Here is a 16,440-nt window from a genome sequence, read left to right as displayed (position 1 = left end):
TTTAGAATAAAGTCCGCCCAGTTGTCCTCAGAAAGGTTAACATAAATTAATATAAGAAGCTAAATTCTATATTTGCCACATCCTCGAATCTATGGAGGTAACAACGAGTGAATAAAAAGTGGAGAAACGCAGGGCTGTATGCACTCCTAGCCATAGTGGTGATCGCCCTTGGTACAGCATTTTTGGACAAACCGTCCCCAAGTCGAGATACGTGGCGGTACGACGAGCTGATTAGCAAAGTCGAGAGCGGCAAGGTGGAAACCGTTAGAATCAGTGCTGACCGCAGTAAAGCGATCGCGATCGCTCAAGATGGTCGTCAGGTAGAGGTCAATCTCCCCAATGACCCACAACTAATCAACCTTCTGAATAATAACGGTGTAGATATTTCAGTTCTACCCCAGAGTGATGAAGGCTTCTGGTTCAAGACCTTAAGCAGTTTCTTCTTCCCGATTCTGCTCTTGGTGGGATTGTTTCTATTACTGCGGCGTGCCCAGAATGGTCCAGGTTCTCAAGCCATGAACTTTGGCAAGTCCAAGGCTAGAGTCCAAATGGAACCCCAAACTCAGGTAACCTTTGGGGATGTGGCAGGTATTGAGCAAGCCAAGCTAGAGCTTAACGAAGTAGTAGACTTCCTCAAAAATGCTGACCGCTTCACTGCTATTGGGGCTAAAATTCCCAAGGGAGTCCTACTCGTCGGACCTCCAGGAACGGGTAAAACTCTCTTAGCTCGTGCAGTAGCTGGAGAAGCAGGTGTTCCCTTTTTCTCCATCTCTGGTTCTGAGTTCGTCGAGATGTTCGTAGGGGTTGGTGCTTCTCGGGTGCGAGACCTATTTGAGCAAGCCAAGAACAATGCTCCATGTATTGTATTCATTGATGAAATCGATGCTGTGGGGCGTCAGCGGGGTGCCGGTTTAGGCGGTGGTAATGATGAACGGGAGCAAACCCTCAACCAGTTGCTGACTGAAATGGATGGGTTTGAAGGCAATACCGGTATTATTATTATTGCTGCTACCAACCGCCCAGATGTTCTTGATGCTGCCCTACTACGCCCTGGTCGTTTTGATCGACAGGTAGTAGTAGACCGTCCTGATTATGCCGGACGTTTGGAAATTCTCAACGTTCATGCTCGTGGGAAAACCCTGGCCAAAGATGTGGATCTCGAAAAGATTGCCCGTCGGACCCCTGGTTTCACCGGAGCAGATTTATCCAACTTGCTCAATGAAGCAGCAATTTTGGCAGCCCGTCGCAACTTAACCGAAATCTCTATGGATGAGGTGAATGATGCCATTGACCGGGTACTTGCAGGGCCAGAGAAGAAAGACCGGGTAATGAGCGAGAAACGCAAAACCCTCGTAGCGTTCCACGAAGCAGGTCACGCCCTTGTGGGTGCCTTAATGCCCGATTATGACCCAGTGCAGAAAATTAGCATTATTCCTCGGGGTCGTGCTGGTGGTTTGACTTGGTTCACCCCTAGCGAAGACCGGATGGATTCAGGCATGTTTTCCCGTTCTTACCTGCAAAATCAGATGGCAGTGGCCTTAGGTGGTCGGATTGCTGAAGAAATTATCTTCGGTGAAGAAGAAGTGACCACAGGTGCTTCCAATGACTTGCAACAGGTGACTCGGGTGGCACGGCAGATGGTGATGCGCTATGGTATGAGCGATCGCCTTGGCCCAGTTGCCCTAGGACGGCAGAATGGCAGTATGTTCCTAGGTCGGGATATTGCCTCAGACCGGGATTTCTCAGATGCCACAGCATCAACCATTGATGAAGAGGTTCGCAAGCTAGTTGATGAAGCCTACGAACGGGCTAAGAATGTAATTCTTGGCAATAAGCACATCCTAGATAAGCTTGCTGAAATGCTGATTGATAAAGAAACCGTAGATGCTGAGGAACTCCAAGAGATTCTAAGCACTAACGATGTCAAGATGGCTGCGATCGCTCTTTAACACAAGGCGATTTGGGCAATCACCTAGGTAAATACATAGGTAAATACAATGGTGAATACAATAGCCTCTAGCTATTAATCATCCGTAACAGGACACCGTAACAGGACAGTGTAACTAAGCACTGTCCTGTATTCTTTTTAAATTAAATCTTAAAAAAGAATAAGGATATAACTATTCCTGTTCAAAATTCCATAAGCTAATTTAAATAATCTCGAATTCCATAGATTCCCCACCTGTGAATCTATGGCAAGGAGCGCGATCCTAAATCCGAAGGATTTTTTGTGATAGTATAATCAAACCAAGCTAGGGGTGCCTGAGAAACCAGGCTGAGATTACACCCTTAGAACCTGAGTCCGGTTAATACCGGCGGAGGGAAGCTGTGATCGAGGAAATTAAATATGCGTATTGAATGGGTTGCCAAGCGCCGTGGTCAGAGCAATGTGACTCAAATGTACTATGCTCGCCAGGGTCTTCTGACAGAAGAGATGCACTACGTAGCCCAGCGGGAAAACCTTCCCGTTGAGCTGATCAAAGATGAAGTGGCACGGGGGCGAATGATTATCCCCGCCAATATCAACCACACTAACCTAGAACCAATGTGTATTGGTATCGCCTCCAAATGTAAGGTGAATGCCAATATCGGTGCCTCCCCCAACTCTTCTAATATTGATGAAGAGCTAGAGAAGGTTAACTTGGCGGTGAAGTACGGGGCCGATACCGTTATGGACTTGTCTACAGGCGGTGGCAACTTGGATGAGATTCGTTCCGCCATCATTAATGCCTCACCCGTACCCATTGGCACGGTACCCGTTTACCAAACCTTAGAAAGTGTCCACGGCAAAGTCGAAAACCTTACTGCCGATGACTTCCTCCACATCATTGAGAAGCACGCTCAGCAAGGAGTTGACTATCAAACCATCCACGCTGGCATCTTAATTGAACATCTGCCTTTGGTCAGAAACCGGCTAACCGGCATTGTTTCTCGTGGTGGTGGTATCCTAGCCAAGTGGATGCTCCATCACCACAAGCAAAATCCCCTCTATACCCACTTTGACGACATTATCGAGATTTTCAAGAAATACGATGTCTCTTTCAGCTTAGGGGATTCCCTGCGTCCTGGCTGCACCCATGATGCATCTGATCAAGCCCAGTTAGCAGAATTGAAAACATTGGGGCAGTTGACTCGTCGTGCTTGGGAACATGATGTACAGGTGATGGTAGAAGGACCTGGTCATGTGCCGATGGATCAAATTGAGTTCAATGTCAGAAAGCAGATGGAAGAGTGTTCAGAAGCACCTTTCTATGTCCTAGGACCACTAGTGACAGACATTGCGCCTGGATATGACCATATCACCTCTGCCATTGGAGCAGCTTTGGCTGGCTGGTATGGTACCGCCATGCTGTGCTATGTAACCCCGAAAGAACATTTGGGACTGCCCGATGCTGAAGATGTGCGCAATGGCTTGATTGCCTACAAGATTGCTGCTCATGCGGCGGATATTGCCAGGCATCGTCCAGGAGCACGGGACCGGGATGATCAACTCTCCATTGCTCGCTACAACTTCGACTGGAACCGTCAGTTTGAACTTTCCCTTGACCCCGAACGAGCTCGGGAATACCATGATGAAACCCTGCCAGCAGATATCTATAAGACAGCAGAGTTTTGTTCCATGTGTGGACCAAAGTTCTGCCCCATGCAAACTAAAGTTGATGCTGATGCCTTGACTGAACTAGAGAAGTTCTTGGCGAAAGAACCTGCCCATAAAGGTTAATTAAATCATCAATCAACTAAACCTTTTAAAAACCCGGTTTCTTAGCAGAAGCCGGTTTTTTTTGACTTTTACTGCCACGTACCTATTAGAGGGCTACAGGCTGGGAATCGGGAATCGGGAATCGGGAATCGGGAATCGGGAATCGGAAATACCAAATAGGAAATAGGGAATACGCAATAAGGAATACGCCATAGGGAATAGAGAATAGGCAAGAAGCAATAGAAAAGCCAAGTTAAACAGCTTTTAGCAATTATCAGCTCACCATTATTTGTAAATACCGTAGCGCATATTTATAGCTATTTTCAAATAACTATATATAGCTTTTTTAAAGCTATGTCATATAAATTTTATAATTATAAGGCATATCAAATTAGATATTTTACAGCTAATTAACCAGTTGATTTAAGAGAAAACTCAGGTGATTTTCAGATTAGTGACTGATGGTAGTTATAGAGCTAAGATAAAAAACACAAAGGATAAAAAAATGACAAATCGTGATCAATTTTGGACTATGGCAGATCATTCTCGACTGGAAGCTGAATATCTAGCTGATGAGAAACTGCAATATTTACAACATGCTCCACTGGACGCTTTACAGCAGATATGTATCCAGTACCGTCATTTTACCAAACAGTTTCCTGATAATCTGGCAATTCTAATTTCCAAAGCTCCTTACGGAAAATTTAAAAGCTTAACCGCTGAAATACTAGCAGAAGAGTTAGGTGAAGGAGATCATGAGAATAATCATCTCCAACTATGGGATAAGTATCTGTTAAGTATTGGTATAAATCAAGATTTATTTGAAAACTGTCTTAGCGAAGAAAATAAAATTTTGCTTGATGAGATTAAGCAACTAACGTTAACCAAGCCTACCACCTATGTTATTGGATTATGTGGTATGGGTGGAGAGTGTCTGTGCCAAGTTTATCTCTCTACTATGTACAAATATCTTGTCAAAAACCCATACATAAAAGAAAACAAACACACCATTGATTGGGATTTTTGGAACTTTCATGTTGGCGAAGCTGATATTATCCATCGTCAAAAGGTCAGAGATGCCATTAATGAGATAGTTGATGCCGACCCATCTACCGTAGATGATTTAACAGCTGGCTATCAGAAAGCCAAACATAATTGGGATACATTTTGGACGAATAACTACAAATTAGCCATGACTAAGCAGATGGCAGCTGTAAATTGAGTGAATAATTGAGTGAATAATTGAGTGGCATAGAAGTAAGTAGAGTCCATCAATAAAATCACTCTACTGCTTCAAAATATCGAATCCTCACAAATTGACCCGATATTTATTATAGCAGTTGGCAATTTAATCAGGTACAAATGAAAAGCATCAACGACACATAACACAAGGAAAAGCAAAAAAGCCGATGCCTGATAGTTCACTGCTAACTGCTATATTATTTTGACTCAAAATGAAACAAAAATCAGACAGAAATGACCCATTCTCTTGAAGCTTTGAAGAAACATGGCCAAACCACAGATCGATCTACTTTAGGCCTGTGGGATTCTATTCGAGCAGATTTTGAGGCTGTGTTTGAGAAAGATCCTGCTGCATGCTCTTGGCTTGAGGTGTTAACTTGCTATCCAGGCTTACAGGCAGTTACGGTTCATCGCTTTGCTCATATCTTATATCGCCACCGTTTATTTTGGCTGTCTCGCTTCGTATCCTACATTGTCCGTTGGCTAACAGGAATTGACATTCATCCAGGTGCTACCCTTGGTCGGGGCATATTTATTGATCACGGTGCAGGTGTAGTAATTGGGCAAACCGCCATCGTTGGAGATGGAACCTTAATTTATCAAGGTGTTACTTTAGGTGGCACTGGCAAACAACTAGGTAAACGTCATCCTACTCTGGGAAAAAATGTAATCGTCGGAGCGGGAGCAAAAATTCTTGGGGACATTGAAATTGGTAACAATAGCCGTATTGGAGCAGGCTCAGTAGTTTTACGGTCTGTTCCTAATGACTGCACTGTTGTTGGGATTCCGGGACGAATAGTTAGGCAATTCGCCAAACCGATTAGTCCACTTGCTCACAGTAACATCCCGGATCCAGTAGCTAATGTGGTTGATAAACTTATCCAAAGGATAGATGAGTTGGAAATCAAACTAAACCAATTACAGCAGTGTAGAGAAATGGAGTTCACCGAAAAGCTATTCTGTCAAGCTCCAGCTATCAATTTATCTCAAAATCCTAATGTGGATAGCCGTCAGCTAGCAAAAGTAGATTAACTTTTGTTAATAGAGGAGATAAATGTCTTGGAAATCATAATTGCTACTATGCCCCTGTGGGTAGCTATAGTAATGCTAGTGGTATTGCAGCGACCAAGCCAACAGTCTGGCTACCGAGTATGATATGTAAATCCTAGAATGGAAGCTCAACTGTTGAAGGACATAAAAGGCTCCGAGATTATAGATACAGGTGACCCAAAAACAGGGAGTAACTTTAATGAAACTAGAGATATAAATTGTCCGAAATGCCATACAAAAATGACCAAAATGGTTGACCTAAAACAGACTCATATTCGGTCTTAAAAATGCCCGATATGCTATGGTATCTGGTTTGATGCTGGTTAATTTAAGGATTATCAAGAAGAGGGAATAGCAGACTTTTTAAAGGATATTTTTAGCTAATTAATAGAATAAGTAGTAATTTTTAATGTCAATTAATTTCCTGCTACTGGAAAAACCTATGAAAAAACGTAGAACGTAGGAACGTAGTAGCTTGACCAAGATGCTAATTTCTCTGATCAAGCAGGTTCGAGATGCTCAAGTTAGAAATGATTAGCTCTATTGGGCTGGTTTCGGTAAAGTGATAATAAATTCACTATATGCTCCCACTTCAGTTTCCAGCTTCAAGGTTCCTCCATGCTGACCGACGATGATATCATGGGTCATTGATAATCCTAATCCTGTTCCTTCTCCAGTTGGTTTAGTGGTAAAGAAAGGATGGAAAATTTTATCTTTAATCTCCTGTGGTATCCCTATACCATTGTCACTGATGCGGATTTCTACCATCTGCTCCAGATTTTGGGTTTTGACCCGCAATGTCGGGGTAAAGGCTTCGTCCACCTGATCTGGATCTGACTGATAAGATTGCTGTTTCGCTTGAACTGCATAGCAACTGTTGTCAAGTAGGTTAATGAAGGCGCGGCTGAGATCATTTGATACTAGCTCTAATGGTTCAATAGAGTTATCGTAATCTGTGTCAATCGTAATATTGAAACGATTGTCAGAGGCTCGCTTGCTGTGATAGACCAACTGTACTGCTTCCGCTAAAAGTTCATTGAGCTCAGTCAGTTGATGTTGAGAACTCTCGGTTCGTGCGTGCAGCATCATACTGCTAATAATGCTATCGGCTCTGTTCCCGTGCTTATTGATGGCTAGGGAATTTTCTTTGATGTCGGTTAAAATCTCTTTGAGATAGTCTAGAGATTCTGGATCGAGATGTTCAGATTGGTTATCAAGTTCTTCAATCGCTTCCGCCACCAGCTCAGCCGAACCTTCAGCATAGTTGTTAACAAAGTTGAGAGGATTTCTGAGCTCATGGGCAATACCTGCGGTTAACGCCCCGAGGGAGGCAAGTTTTTCTTGGACAACAATCTGCTGTTGAGCAGCTTTTAATTCGACAGTTCTTTGTTCTACTTTCTCTTCTAGGTTGTGGGAATAGTCTTCTAGTTGGGCATTGGCTTGCTGCAAATCCTGATTCAGTTGAGAGAGTTCCGCCAGTAATCGCTCCCGCTCGGCTTCGGCTCGTTTACGTTCCGTGATGTCTTGAAAGGCTGCGATCGCATAAGCCACATTTCCGTCTTGATCATAGATCGGTGTACCCCAAGCTTCTACAGGAATCATCTTATCCCGTTGACGTATTTCCATATCGTCAACTGCCACACTCTCCCCCTGCAACGCCCTCAAAATCGGATTCTGTGCTTTGGGGTAAAGTTGCTCAGTTCCAGCCAAATACAGCTTATTAGTCTCTTGTAACTGTGACCCTGTAGCTGGCTCTATGATGCCTTTGTCTGAAATCTGCTGTCCGGCTTTATTGATCAAATAAGGCTTACCCTTGGTATCAGTTACACATACTCCCACAGGCATGGCTTCTAAGAACTGCCTCAAGCGATTCTCATTTTCGTGAAGTTGGGAAATTAAATCAGCTTGTTCGCGGTTGGATTTTTCTAGCGCTTTATTCATTGTCTGGAGTTGAGCATTTTTTTCAGCTAGCGCTTTATCCTGAGAATAACTATACAATGCCTCTTTTACAGTGATTCTGAGGTCGTCAGCCTGCCAAGGCTTAGGTATATAACGATATAATTTAGCATAGTTAATCACATTTCCCACCGCTTCCAAATCAGCTTGCCCAGTCAACATAATTTTGAGGGTTTTAGGTGAAATAGTATGAATGCGCTTGAGTAATTCATCCCCTTTCAGATTGGGCATGATGTAATCGGAAATAACCAGGGCAACTTCATAGTCATCCTCTACTAATTCTTCGAAGACTTCTAAAGCTTCTTCTCCACCTTGGGTCATTTCAATGAGATAGTTATCTCCCAAACTAGTTTCTAGCTCAATCTTCAGGCTATCTAGGATGGTTTGTTCGTCATCAACACAGATAATGGCAGTTCGATTCATAATTTTACTAAAGCAGACTTAATTGTTGAAATTAATTCCTTAGTATTCCACGGTTTATGTAAACATCGATATAGGTTAGCATATTGTTGCGCCCGTTCAACCGCTTCGTCATCAGCTTGTCCCGTTAGCATTACTTTAATAATACCGGGATATTTGTTATGGACATTAATCAGAAATTGATCCCCTTTCATTCCTGGCATTAACCAATCGGATACAATAATCAGAATTTGCTCTCCATTCTCAGAAAGTTCATCAATGATTTCCAAGGCTTCATCAGCACTTTCAGCAAATTCATAGAGATACTGATCTTCAAAAGCTGCTTGAAGTTCCATCTCTAAGCTTTTCAAGATCGATATTTCATCATCAACACATAAAATCACGGCGTCAGACATGACTAGTTTCCTCATTTAATTCATACCAATTCTGGCTCATTACGGCTACACATCAATTTCATCTGGCCATCTCCTCATCTCCCCATTTGTCCATCTAAATCTGTAGTCCTACTTTCAAAAATTGGTATCAATAGGTAGGGAGACGGTCGAGATGGGTTGAGTAAGCAAGGTCGCGATTGCTACGCTCCGGAAGCAAAGCTTCCGCGCTTATGCGATTAGCCCCAAGGGCTACGCTACGCTCCGGAAGCAAAGCTTCCGCGCTTATGCGATTAGCCCCAAGGGCTACGCTACGCGATCGCATAAGTAATCTTACGGTCTTTATCAAAGATGACAAGTTTTTGGTCAGCCTCACAAACCCCTTGATAAACTAGGGTTCTAAGGCGCTTAGTAAATTCCCTCAGTGAGCCGATAGCCTGGGAGTGTAATCATTCTTGGTTACTATGGATGATTTAATGACATGGACTGCAACTAGCCACAGTTTTGACACTCCCCGCTCTTACCTAGACTGGGTTTTATTGCCTCAGACAATTGTTTATGAAGTAGCTACACTTATAACTAGCTACACTTATAACTAGCTACACTTATAAAGTTCCCCAGCAATCCTGTCTAAATAACAGTTTCAGGTTGATCATATTAATCTACCTCCTCAGCCATCGACTGTGGCTGCTGAATTGGTAGGGAAACTGTAAAGGTAGTTTCACCAGGTACAGAATCCACCTCCATGTGTCCGTGATGTTTCTCTACAATTTTCCTAACAATATCTAATCCCAAACCACTGCCTTCTCCAGCGGGTTTCGTGGTAAAGAACGGCTGAAATATTTTCGGCTGAATTTCAGGAGGAATCCCTTTGCCAGTGTCAGTAATGCTGACCTTGATGTGGTCATCTTGCTGCCTGACGTTAATGGTTAAAGTCCCCTTGTTCTCCATAGCTTGCAGGGCATTGTGAATCAGATTCGTCCAGACTTGATTGAGTTCATCAGGATAGCACCCGATAACTGGCAAATAATCGTCATAGTTTCTGTTGATATCTACGCCATGTTTGAGTTGGTTATGATAAAGAGTCAAAACCGTGTCAATGCCGTCAGTAATCTGTGCATCTATCTTTTCCCCACTAGAGTCATAACGAGCATAAGTTTTCAAGGCAAACACCACTTTTGTGGCTCGTTCTACGGCAGTGGTAATGTTGCGAGTACTCGTATAGAGGTTAGCTAACTGATAGGCAGTGGTTAAAATCATTTCGTTGTCTGGGTCTTTCAGGAGAGGCAAAAACTCTTCGAACTCCTCATAAACCCCAATTCCCGCCAATAAATTGGCTAGCTTCACTGCTTTCTCAATAGCGTAGGATTCAAGTTGGCTTCTCAACCTTCGTTTGAGTTGACGTTGCTCTCGGGTAGATAGAGGAGTAGTCTGTCGGCTGGAGTATTGGAGTAAGGCCAACAAATCGGACTGACGTTCTGGTGAGAGTCCTTGAAAAAATGAGGGTAATTCCTGGAGGTGGTCGTTGAAGAAGTTAGACAGATTGCCCACACAGGAGCGAATTGCTCCCAGGGGAGTATTGATTTCGTGAGCGATTCCCGCAACTAGTTGTCCAAGAGCAGCGAGTTTTTCTTGGGCGATGATCTGGCTTTGGGCAGCTTCGAGCTGTTCTAGTGTGTTTTGCCACCTTGCTTCTGCTGACCTTCGCTGTTCAATTTCCTCTTTAAGAAGGGCATTTTGCTCCTTGAGGGCCTTTGCCTGACTTTGCAGTTGCAAATGGGTTCTAACTCTGGCTAATACTTCCTCTGACTGAATCGGTTTGGTCAGATAGTCCACTGCTCCGAGAGAAAAACCCTTGACCTTGTTCACGGTCTCACTCAGGGCTGTCATAAAAATCACAGGAATTTCACGGGTTAACGGATTTTCCTTCAGCCGATGGCACGTTTCAAATCCATCAATTCCTGGCATCATCACATCTAACACAATCAGATCCGGCGGTTTATAGTCAACCTGCTCAATCGCGCTTTCGCCATCAGTGGCGACTGCAACTTTGAAACCAGCACTGATCAATGTCGTGGATAGTACTTCTAAATTGGTGGCGATATCATCTACAATTAATATTAGTTGTTGATCCTGGCCATTGATCATTTTTACACCTTTTTATAGAATGCTTAAACCAAGTCAATAATTAATAAATCGTTGCTAAACGGTCATAATAACTCCTAATATACCTAACCATAAAAATATCAGCATTAAGTCCTAATACTTAAACCGTAAAACTAGGATTTTATGAATGTTAATTCTATTAAACCCTAAAACTTCGCTCTCATTATCAATTACCGTTTGCTTAGCGTAAAAGTAGGCTATTGGCTGATCCCTGGCAAGGTTAGCATGGGCTTAGGGCGTTAACTGACGGCACCTCAAATAGCATGCGCGTAGCGCATAGGCTTACCTCTTAACTAATTACGTTCCAGGTATTGTTTGATGAAATCTTGGATTTTTTTTACCTGAAAGCCTTGAGCGAATTGGTGGATATGTTGGACAAAAATCGCAAATTTTTGATCGGATTTTTCCAGATTATCCACTTGTTCTAAAATTTCGCTGATTAAGCCTGTTCTGGCCAAATCATAGAGCTGAGCAAGTTTTTCAGCTGGGGGAGGGATAATCTCTGTAGTTTGACATGATATGTTTTCAGCCATCATCTTTTCTCCTTGTTCTTTTCCTTCATACACCCATTCCAGTCTCAGACGCATCCGTAATATCTCGAATAGTCTTTCTGAATCTACTGGCTTGGGTAGAAACTCGTCCGCCCCAGACTCAATACTCTTGTGTTGGTGAATATCAAATACGCTGGCTGAGCAAGCAATCACCACTACTGACTTTAATTGGGGGGATTCTCGCACCTGTCGGATCAATTCCCAACCATCCATCCCTGGCATGAGCAAGTCGGTAATAATTAGGTCAGGCTGACACTGAGCTTTCTCCAAACCCTCTTGACCGTTGGTGGCCTCCACCAGTTCAAACCCAACAGGGGCAAGCAGATTAACCAAAACCATGCGATTTTCCCATTTATCATCCACCACCAGGATTTTCCGCCCCTTGCCTTTGAAGCCAATGATCCCTGTTTCAGAAGCCATCGGGGCATCTAAGCTTTCTGTGGCTTCTGGCAACTCCAAATCAAAGCAAAACACACTGCCAATTCCGGGCTGGCTCCTTACTTCTAAAGTAGACTTCATCATGGACAGGAGTTTCTGAGTAATCGCTAATCCCAATCCTGTGCCTTCTGCTTTACGAAAAGGATTTCCCACTTGCTCAAAGGGCAAAAAAATCTTTTGTAATTGCTCTGGGGTTATACCAATCCCAGTATCTTCTACTTGAAACCGGATTTTTGTCCTTTTTTCTTTGTTAAGCTCCTTTGTGAAGGAGGATGATGGGTGGATCGGATTTTGCCTAGATTCAAGGACACTCACTTTCAAGGTTACTTCCCCAGAGTCGGTAAACTTGATGGCATTACTGAGCAGATTCATCAGTACTTGTCGTAGGCGTTTCTCATCCCCATAGATGCCATTGGGGAGTTGAGAAAGGGGTTGGTAAGTAAATAAAATGTCCTTCTGATGAGCGCGGATACTGCAGATGTCAACCAGGTTTTCCAGAAAGGAGGAAAAATGAAAATTTACAGGAACGAGTTCCATTTTCCTGGCTTCAATTTTGGAGAGATCCAGAATGTCGTTAATCAGGGTTAACAGGTGTGAACCACACTGATGAATGATGTGGACGCCTTTGAGTTCCTCAGGAGCCATGGTTTTGGAATTTTTGAGGATTTGGGTGTAGCCGAGGATACCATTAAGGGGGGTTCTTAGTTCGTGGCTCATGTTAGCCAGGAATTCGCTTTTGGCACGATTGGCAACTTCCGCAGCCTCTTTAGCATCTTGCAGTGCAGCTTGCGCTCGGTTGCGATCAGTGACATCAACCATAACCGCTAGAGACCGAACCACCTGACCTAACTCATCTTGTTCAGCAATAGCGGAAAGAAGCACGTCAATGATTTCTCCATTCTTGCATATCACCTGATAGGGAACATCCAAGCAAATTCCTGTCTCAAAACATTTAGGCAGAAACACCCCTTGGGTGTACTGGCGTGATTCTGTTAAAAAATCAGTTGATTGTCTTCCAATAACTTCATTACGATCGTAGCCTAGCTTCTTTTGCCAGTAGTTACTGACACTGAGCAATTTACCATTGCTATCAATGGAATGCAGCATAACTGGTGTATTTTCATAGAGGGTGCGAAAGCGTTCTCTGCTCAGCCGCAGTTCCTCCTCGGCCTGTTTGCGATCGCTAATATCTTTATGGGTTCCTGCCATTCGTTTCGGGTTGCCCTTGTGATCATGAGCCACGACTTTACCGTAAATGGCAATCCATTTCCATTGACCGGATTTGGTTCGTACTCTATGGTCACAGGCCAAGAGAACCGAACTGTTCTTTAGACAAGCATTCAGCAACGACTTTACTAAGGCTTTATCCTCTGGATGTATCAGCTTTTCCCAACTGCTGAGGTATCCTGGTAGCTCATCCACATCATAGCCCAGCATTTCTAACCACCGGGGACTGTAATAAACCTCTCCAGTCGTGATGTTCCAGTCCCAGAGTCCATCACCAGATCCTTCTAAGGCTAGCTGCAAGCGTTCCTGACTCAGTCCCAGTTCCTCTTCTGCTTGCTGATGCTCTATCTTAGCCCGTGCTAGTAAGCTAGAACCAATACCAATTAGCAGCACTAAACTACCATAAAGCAGCCCTAAGGGCTTCCAGGAATCACGAGAGCGTTCTTTTATGAGTTTAGGGGAAATGTAGGTGACAATTTTCCAAGTATCGGAGTTAGCATCGATCCTAGTGGGATCAGAAAAACCCTTTGGTACAGCAGTTTTACCTGTTTGCATCTCGTGGCAAGGATGAACAGTGGTAAAGGTAAACTTACCGTTGGCAGTTTCAAACTGCCCGTTATCAGCCTTAGAAATCCGTTGCCATGCTTTTGGAAACGCCTTGGCAAAGGTACGGTCTTTGCGGTTAGGATACATGAATCCCCATTCATCCTCTGGGTTGGTTCCCTTCAGCCAAAATCCCTCACCATTCAACAGCATCATTTCCCCTAAGGAGGTGTTATTTTCGGGTTCCAAACTATTAATGAAATGTTTAGGTAAATAGTTAATCATGACGATGCCCCGTTTCTGACCGGAACTGTCAAACACAGGGCTACCAACGCGAATCACTGGCTTCAGGGGGTGTTCAATTTTTCCATTTTCGACATTCAGGTCTAGGGGAGAGACAAACATTTCTCCCTTTGGCAAAGCTAATATTTTTTGAAACCAGTAACGATTTGCCTTGACTTGCAGTTGTTCCTCAGGCACAATCACCGGCTGACCCTGGTTAAAATTGACTCTAACAATTTCTTTACCAGTTGTATCTAGAAAGCGAATTTGGTCATAAAGCCTTTTCTCTCGAACCAGGATGAGATATTCTTTAATAAGAGCCATGCGCCACCTTTCAGTTTTTTGGGGAGCATCACTGGTGCTATCTAACATTGCCCGTAACTCATTTTGATTGGCTAGGAATCTCAAGTCTGATACAATGACATGGAAATCACTAGCTGCTTGTTGAGCTTCCATCTCAACATTACGGATTTCATTAAGGTTGACTTCTGTTGTATCAACCTTAACCTCAGTGCGATGCATGAGCACTAGAAAACTTCCTATCCCTATCGTTAAAGGTATAAAAATAGCTAGAAAGTAGTTGATTTCCGCTATAGGGCTAATTTTTTTGAGAGTTTTCATTGCTCAGATTAACTAATTAATTTTTTTTGCTACTTTTTCAAAAGTATGCTGTTCACTGTTTCCTTTTAATTATTCCCTTTAATTACCAAAAAAATGTAGTATTATTTTTTTTATTAAAATACTATTGAGTACTTATTTCCTAACTATATACCTGTAGGATTAGTTAGGAATCAATCCTATAGCAAAGGTAACAGGGAACAGGTAGAATGGAGTAGCGATGCAGCGCGGTCTTGGGGGTTCCCCCCATGAGCGACTGCATCAAGACGGGAACAAAAATTATCAAAATTACTACACAGATTGCTATACACAATATAGAGTTTTATGCCTGGTTTTATTATTTTGTTAATCAACAAATTAAACAATTAATTGATTTATTTTATAGCTGTTTCTAGCCTAATGAGTTACACAGGATTTTTTCCCTCTTCCCTACTCCCTACTCCCTACTCCCTGCTCCCTTTGCTGTAATAATTAGTTATCCCGATATTGCTGAATAAACTGTCGGATTTTCTTGAGTTTAAAGTCTTCGGCTAATTGACGGAGATGTTGGCTAAATGGAATTAATTTATCATCCGTTTTTTTGAGGATTTCTACTTGTTTTAAAATGTCGCTAATTAAGCCAGTCTTCGCCAAATCGTACAGTTTATCTAGTGCTTCTTTTGAGGGCGGCACTATCGACTTTTGAGTTTTGAGGGGGGATGGTGCTTTGGTCGTGACCTTTTTATGTTTATGTTCTTCTTCTTCATAAACCCATTCTAGTTTCAGATGTACCCGTAACTTCTCTAATAGCTTTTTTGACTCTACTGGCTTCGGCAAAAAATCATCGGCTCCAGCCTCACTACTTTGGTTCTGGTGATCATCAAACACACTGGCTGAACAAGCGATCACTAGCACTGATGAGAATTGGGAGGATTCTCGCAACTGTCGGATCATCTCAAAACCATCCATCTGTGGCATCAACAAGTCAGTAATAATCAGATCCGGTTGGAAGTCTGTGGCTTTGTGTAAACCTTGTTCACCATTGCTCGCTTCTTCCATTTCAAAGCCAAGGGGAGCGAGCAGATTCACCAGTACCCAGCGATTTTCCGGTTTATCATCAACCACCAGAATTTTGCGCCCTTTGCCTGACAAACCAATGATTGTCTTGTCAGGAGCGATCGCATCAGTTACCCCTGTCGCTTCTGGCAACTCCAAATCGAACCAAAATACGCTGCCCACACCCAGCTGACTTTGCACTTCCAAAGTAGACCCCATCATCTCCAGCAGTTTCTGAGTAATGGCTAATCCTAATCCGGTCCCTTCGGCTCGAGTTAAGGCATTCCCCACCTGCTCGAAGGGCAACACTATCCGTTCGATGTGTTCCGGACTCATACCAATACCGGTGTCTTCAATTTCAAACCGAATTGTTCTGATTAGTCGATGGTGGTTTGGCTTTTTGTCTTCCCCCTTTGTTAAGGGCTTTGATTCGATGACATTTACCTTCAAGGTCACAAGTCCCGTGTCAGTAAACTTAATGGCATTACCCAGTAAGTTAATTAGTATTTGTCGCAGGCGTTTTTCATCCCCATGGATGTGATTGGGGAGTTGATTATGGGGTTGGTAAGTAAATAAAATGTCCTTGTGATCAGCGCGGATGCGACAGATATCAACTAGGTTTTCTAGAAAGGAGGGAAAATGAAAATTTGTTGGGTACAGTTCCATTTTCTTGGCCTCGATTTTAGAAATATCTAAAATATCGTTAATCAAGGTAAGTAGGTGGTTGCCACATTGGTGGATGACACGGATGCCCTTGAGTTCCTCAGGGCTCATCATTTTAGAGCGTTGGAGGATTTGGGTATAGCCGAGGATGCCATTGAGGGGAGTACGCAGTTCATGA

General features: G+C 43.2%; 11 protein-coding genes and 1 riboswitch. Of the genes, 5 read left to right on the top strand and 6 right to left on the bottom strand.

Features of this window, described 5'->3' with window-relative positions; genetic code table 11:
* The first annotated feature begins 107 nt into the window (after positions 1-107).
* The 4 genes from ftsH3 (at position 108) to cysE (ending at position 5,974) form a co-directional block, all read left to right on the top strand.
* Entirely contained in the window at positions 108-1,949 is a 1,842-nt protein-coding gene (gene ftsH3 / locus F6K52_RS17510) for an ATP-dependent zinc metalloprotease FtsH3 (RefSeq protein ID WP_293072035.1), read from the top strand.
* A 295-nt stretch (positions 1,950-2,244) separates the two neighbouring features.
* A riboswitch (TPP riboswitch) is annotated at positions 2,245-2,341 on the top strand.
* 6 nt (positions 2,342-2,347) lie between these two features.
* On the top strand, positions 2,348-3,721 hold the full coding sequence (gene thiC, locus F6K52_RS17505) for a phosphomethylpyrimidine synthase (RefSeq protein ID WP_293079985.1): 1,374 nt from the start codon (positions 2,348-2,350) through the stop codon (positions 3,719-3,721).
* 484 nt (positions 3,722-4,205) lie between these two features.
* Entirely contained in the window at positions 4,206-4,922 is a 717-nt protein-coding gene (locus F6K52_RS17500) for an iron-containing redox enzyme family protein (protein ID WP_293079982.1), read from the top strand.
* Between the two features lie 317 nt (positions 4,923-5,239).
* Positions 5,240-5,974: a serine O-acetyltransferase gene (gene cysE, locus F6K52_RS17495; RefSeq protein ID WP_293079987.1), complete on the top strand. Its 735-nt coding sequence runs from the start codon at positions 5,240-5,242 to the stop codon at positions 5,972-5,974.
* A 558-nt stretch (positions 5,975-6,532) separates the two neighbouring features.
* On the opposite strand, the gene F6K52_RS17490 is transcribed toward cysE, so the two are convergent.
* From F6K52_RS17490 to F6K52_RS17470, 5 genes are all read right to left on the bottom strand, one after another.
* Positions 6,533-8,371: an ATP-binding protein gene (locus tag F6K52_RS17490; RefSeq protein ID WP_293079979.1), complete on the bottom strand. Its 1,839-nt coding sequence runs from the start codon at positions 8,369-8,371 to the stop codon at positions 6,533-6,535.
* The gene (locus F6K52_RS17485; protein ID WP_293079976.1) at positions 8,368-8,763 is read right to left on the bottom strand and encodes a response regulator; all 396 of its coding nucleotides are present in this window, start codon (positions 8,761-8,763) and stop codon (positions 8,368-8,370) included. Before F6K52_RS17485 ends, F6K52_RS17490 begins: the two co-directional genes overlap by 4 nt.
* A 127-nt stretch (positions 8,764-8,890) precedes the next feature.
* Positions 8,891-9,064, bottom strand: a complete 174-nt coding sequence (locus F6K52_RS17480) for a hypothetical protein (RefSeq protein WP_293079974.1) — start codon at positions 9,062-9,064, stop codon at positions 8,891-8,893.
* 332 nt (positions 9,065-9,396) lie between these two features.
* Positions 9,397-10,887, bottom strand: coding sequence for a response regulator (locus tag F6K52_RS17475; protein WP_293079971.1), 1,491 nt, complete (start codon positions 10,885-10,887; stop codon positions 9,397-9,399).
* Positions 10,888-11,198: 311 nt separating this feature from the next.
* A complete protein-coding gene (locus F6K52_RS17470) occupies positions 11,199-14,567 on the bottom strand; it encodes a PAS domain S-box protein (RefSeq protein ID WP_293079968.1) in 3,369 nt (1,122 codons plus the stop codon).
* 217 nt (positions 14,568-14,784) lie between these two features.
* Between F6K52_RS17470 and F6K52_RS17465 the strand changes: the two genes are divergently transcribed.
* A complete protein-coding gene (locus F6K52_RS17465; RefSeq protein ID WP_293079965.1) occupies positions 14,785-14,913 on the top strand; it encodes a hypothetical protein in 129 nt (42 codons plus the stop codon).
* A 122-nt stretch (positions 14,914-15,035) separates the two neighbouring features.
* Here F6K52_RS17465 and F6K52_RS17460 read toward each other — a convergent pair.
* Positions 15,036-16,440, bottom strand: a 1,405-nt coding sequence (locus tag F6K52_RS17460; RefSeq protein WP_293079962.1) for a response regulator, incomplete at its 5' end; no start/stop codon positions are given.

Source organism: Moorena sp. SIO3H5, assembly GCF_010692395.1.
Lineage (GTDB): Bacteria > Cyanobacteriota > Cyanobacteriia > Cyanobacteriales > Coleofasciculaceae > Moorena.
This window is presented reverse-complemented; position numbering and strand designations above follow the sequence as displayed.

What these genes read in the sequence shown, in the direction of transcription:
- thiC (WP_293079985.1), top strand. Translation starts at nt 2,348, where the DNA reads ATGCGTATTGAATGGGTTGCCAAGCGCCGTGGTCAGAGCAATGTGACT.
- F6K52_RS17500 (WP_293079982.1), top strand. Translation starts at nt 4,206, where the DNA reads ATGACAAATCGTGATCAATTTTGGACTATGGCAGATCATTCTCGACTG.
- F6K52_RS17490 (WP_293079979.1), bottom strand. Translation starts at nt 8,371, where the DNA reads ATGAATCGAACTGCCATTATCTGTGTTGATGACGAACAAACCATCCTA.
- F6K52_RS17485 (WP_293079976.1), bottom strand. Translation starts at nt 8,763, where the DNA reads ATGTCTGACGCCGTGATTTTATGTGTTGATGATGAAATATCGATCTTG.
- F6K52_RS17480 (WP_293079974.1), bottom strand. Translation starts at nt 9,064, where the DNA reads ATGCGATCGCGTAGCGTAGCCCTTGGGGCTAATCGCATAAGCGCGGAA.
- F6K52_RS17475 (WP_293079971.1), bottom strand. Translation starts at nt 10,887, where the DNA reads ATGATCAATGGCCAGGATCAACAACTAATATTAATTGTAGATGATATC.
- F6K52_RS17470 (WP_293079968.1), bottom strand. Translation starts at nt 14,567, where the DNA reads ATGAAAACTCTCAAAAAAATTAGCCCTATAGCGGAAATCAACTACTTT.
- F6K52_RS17465 (WP_293079965.1), top strand. Translation starts at nt 14,785, where the DNA reads ATGCAGCGCGGTCTTGGGGGTTCCCCCCATGAGCGACTGCATCAAGAC.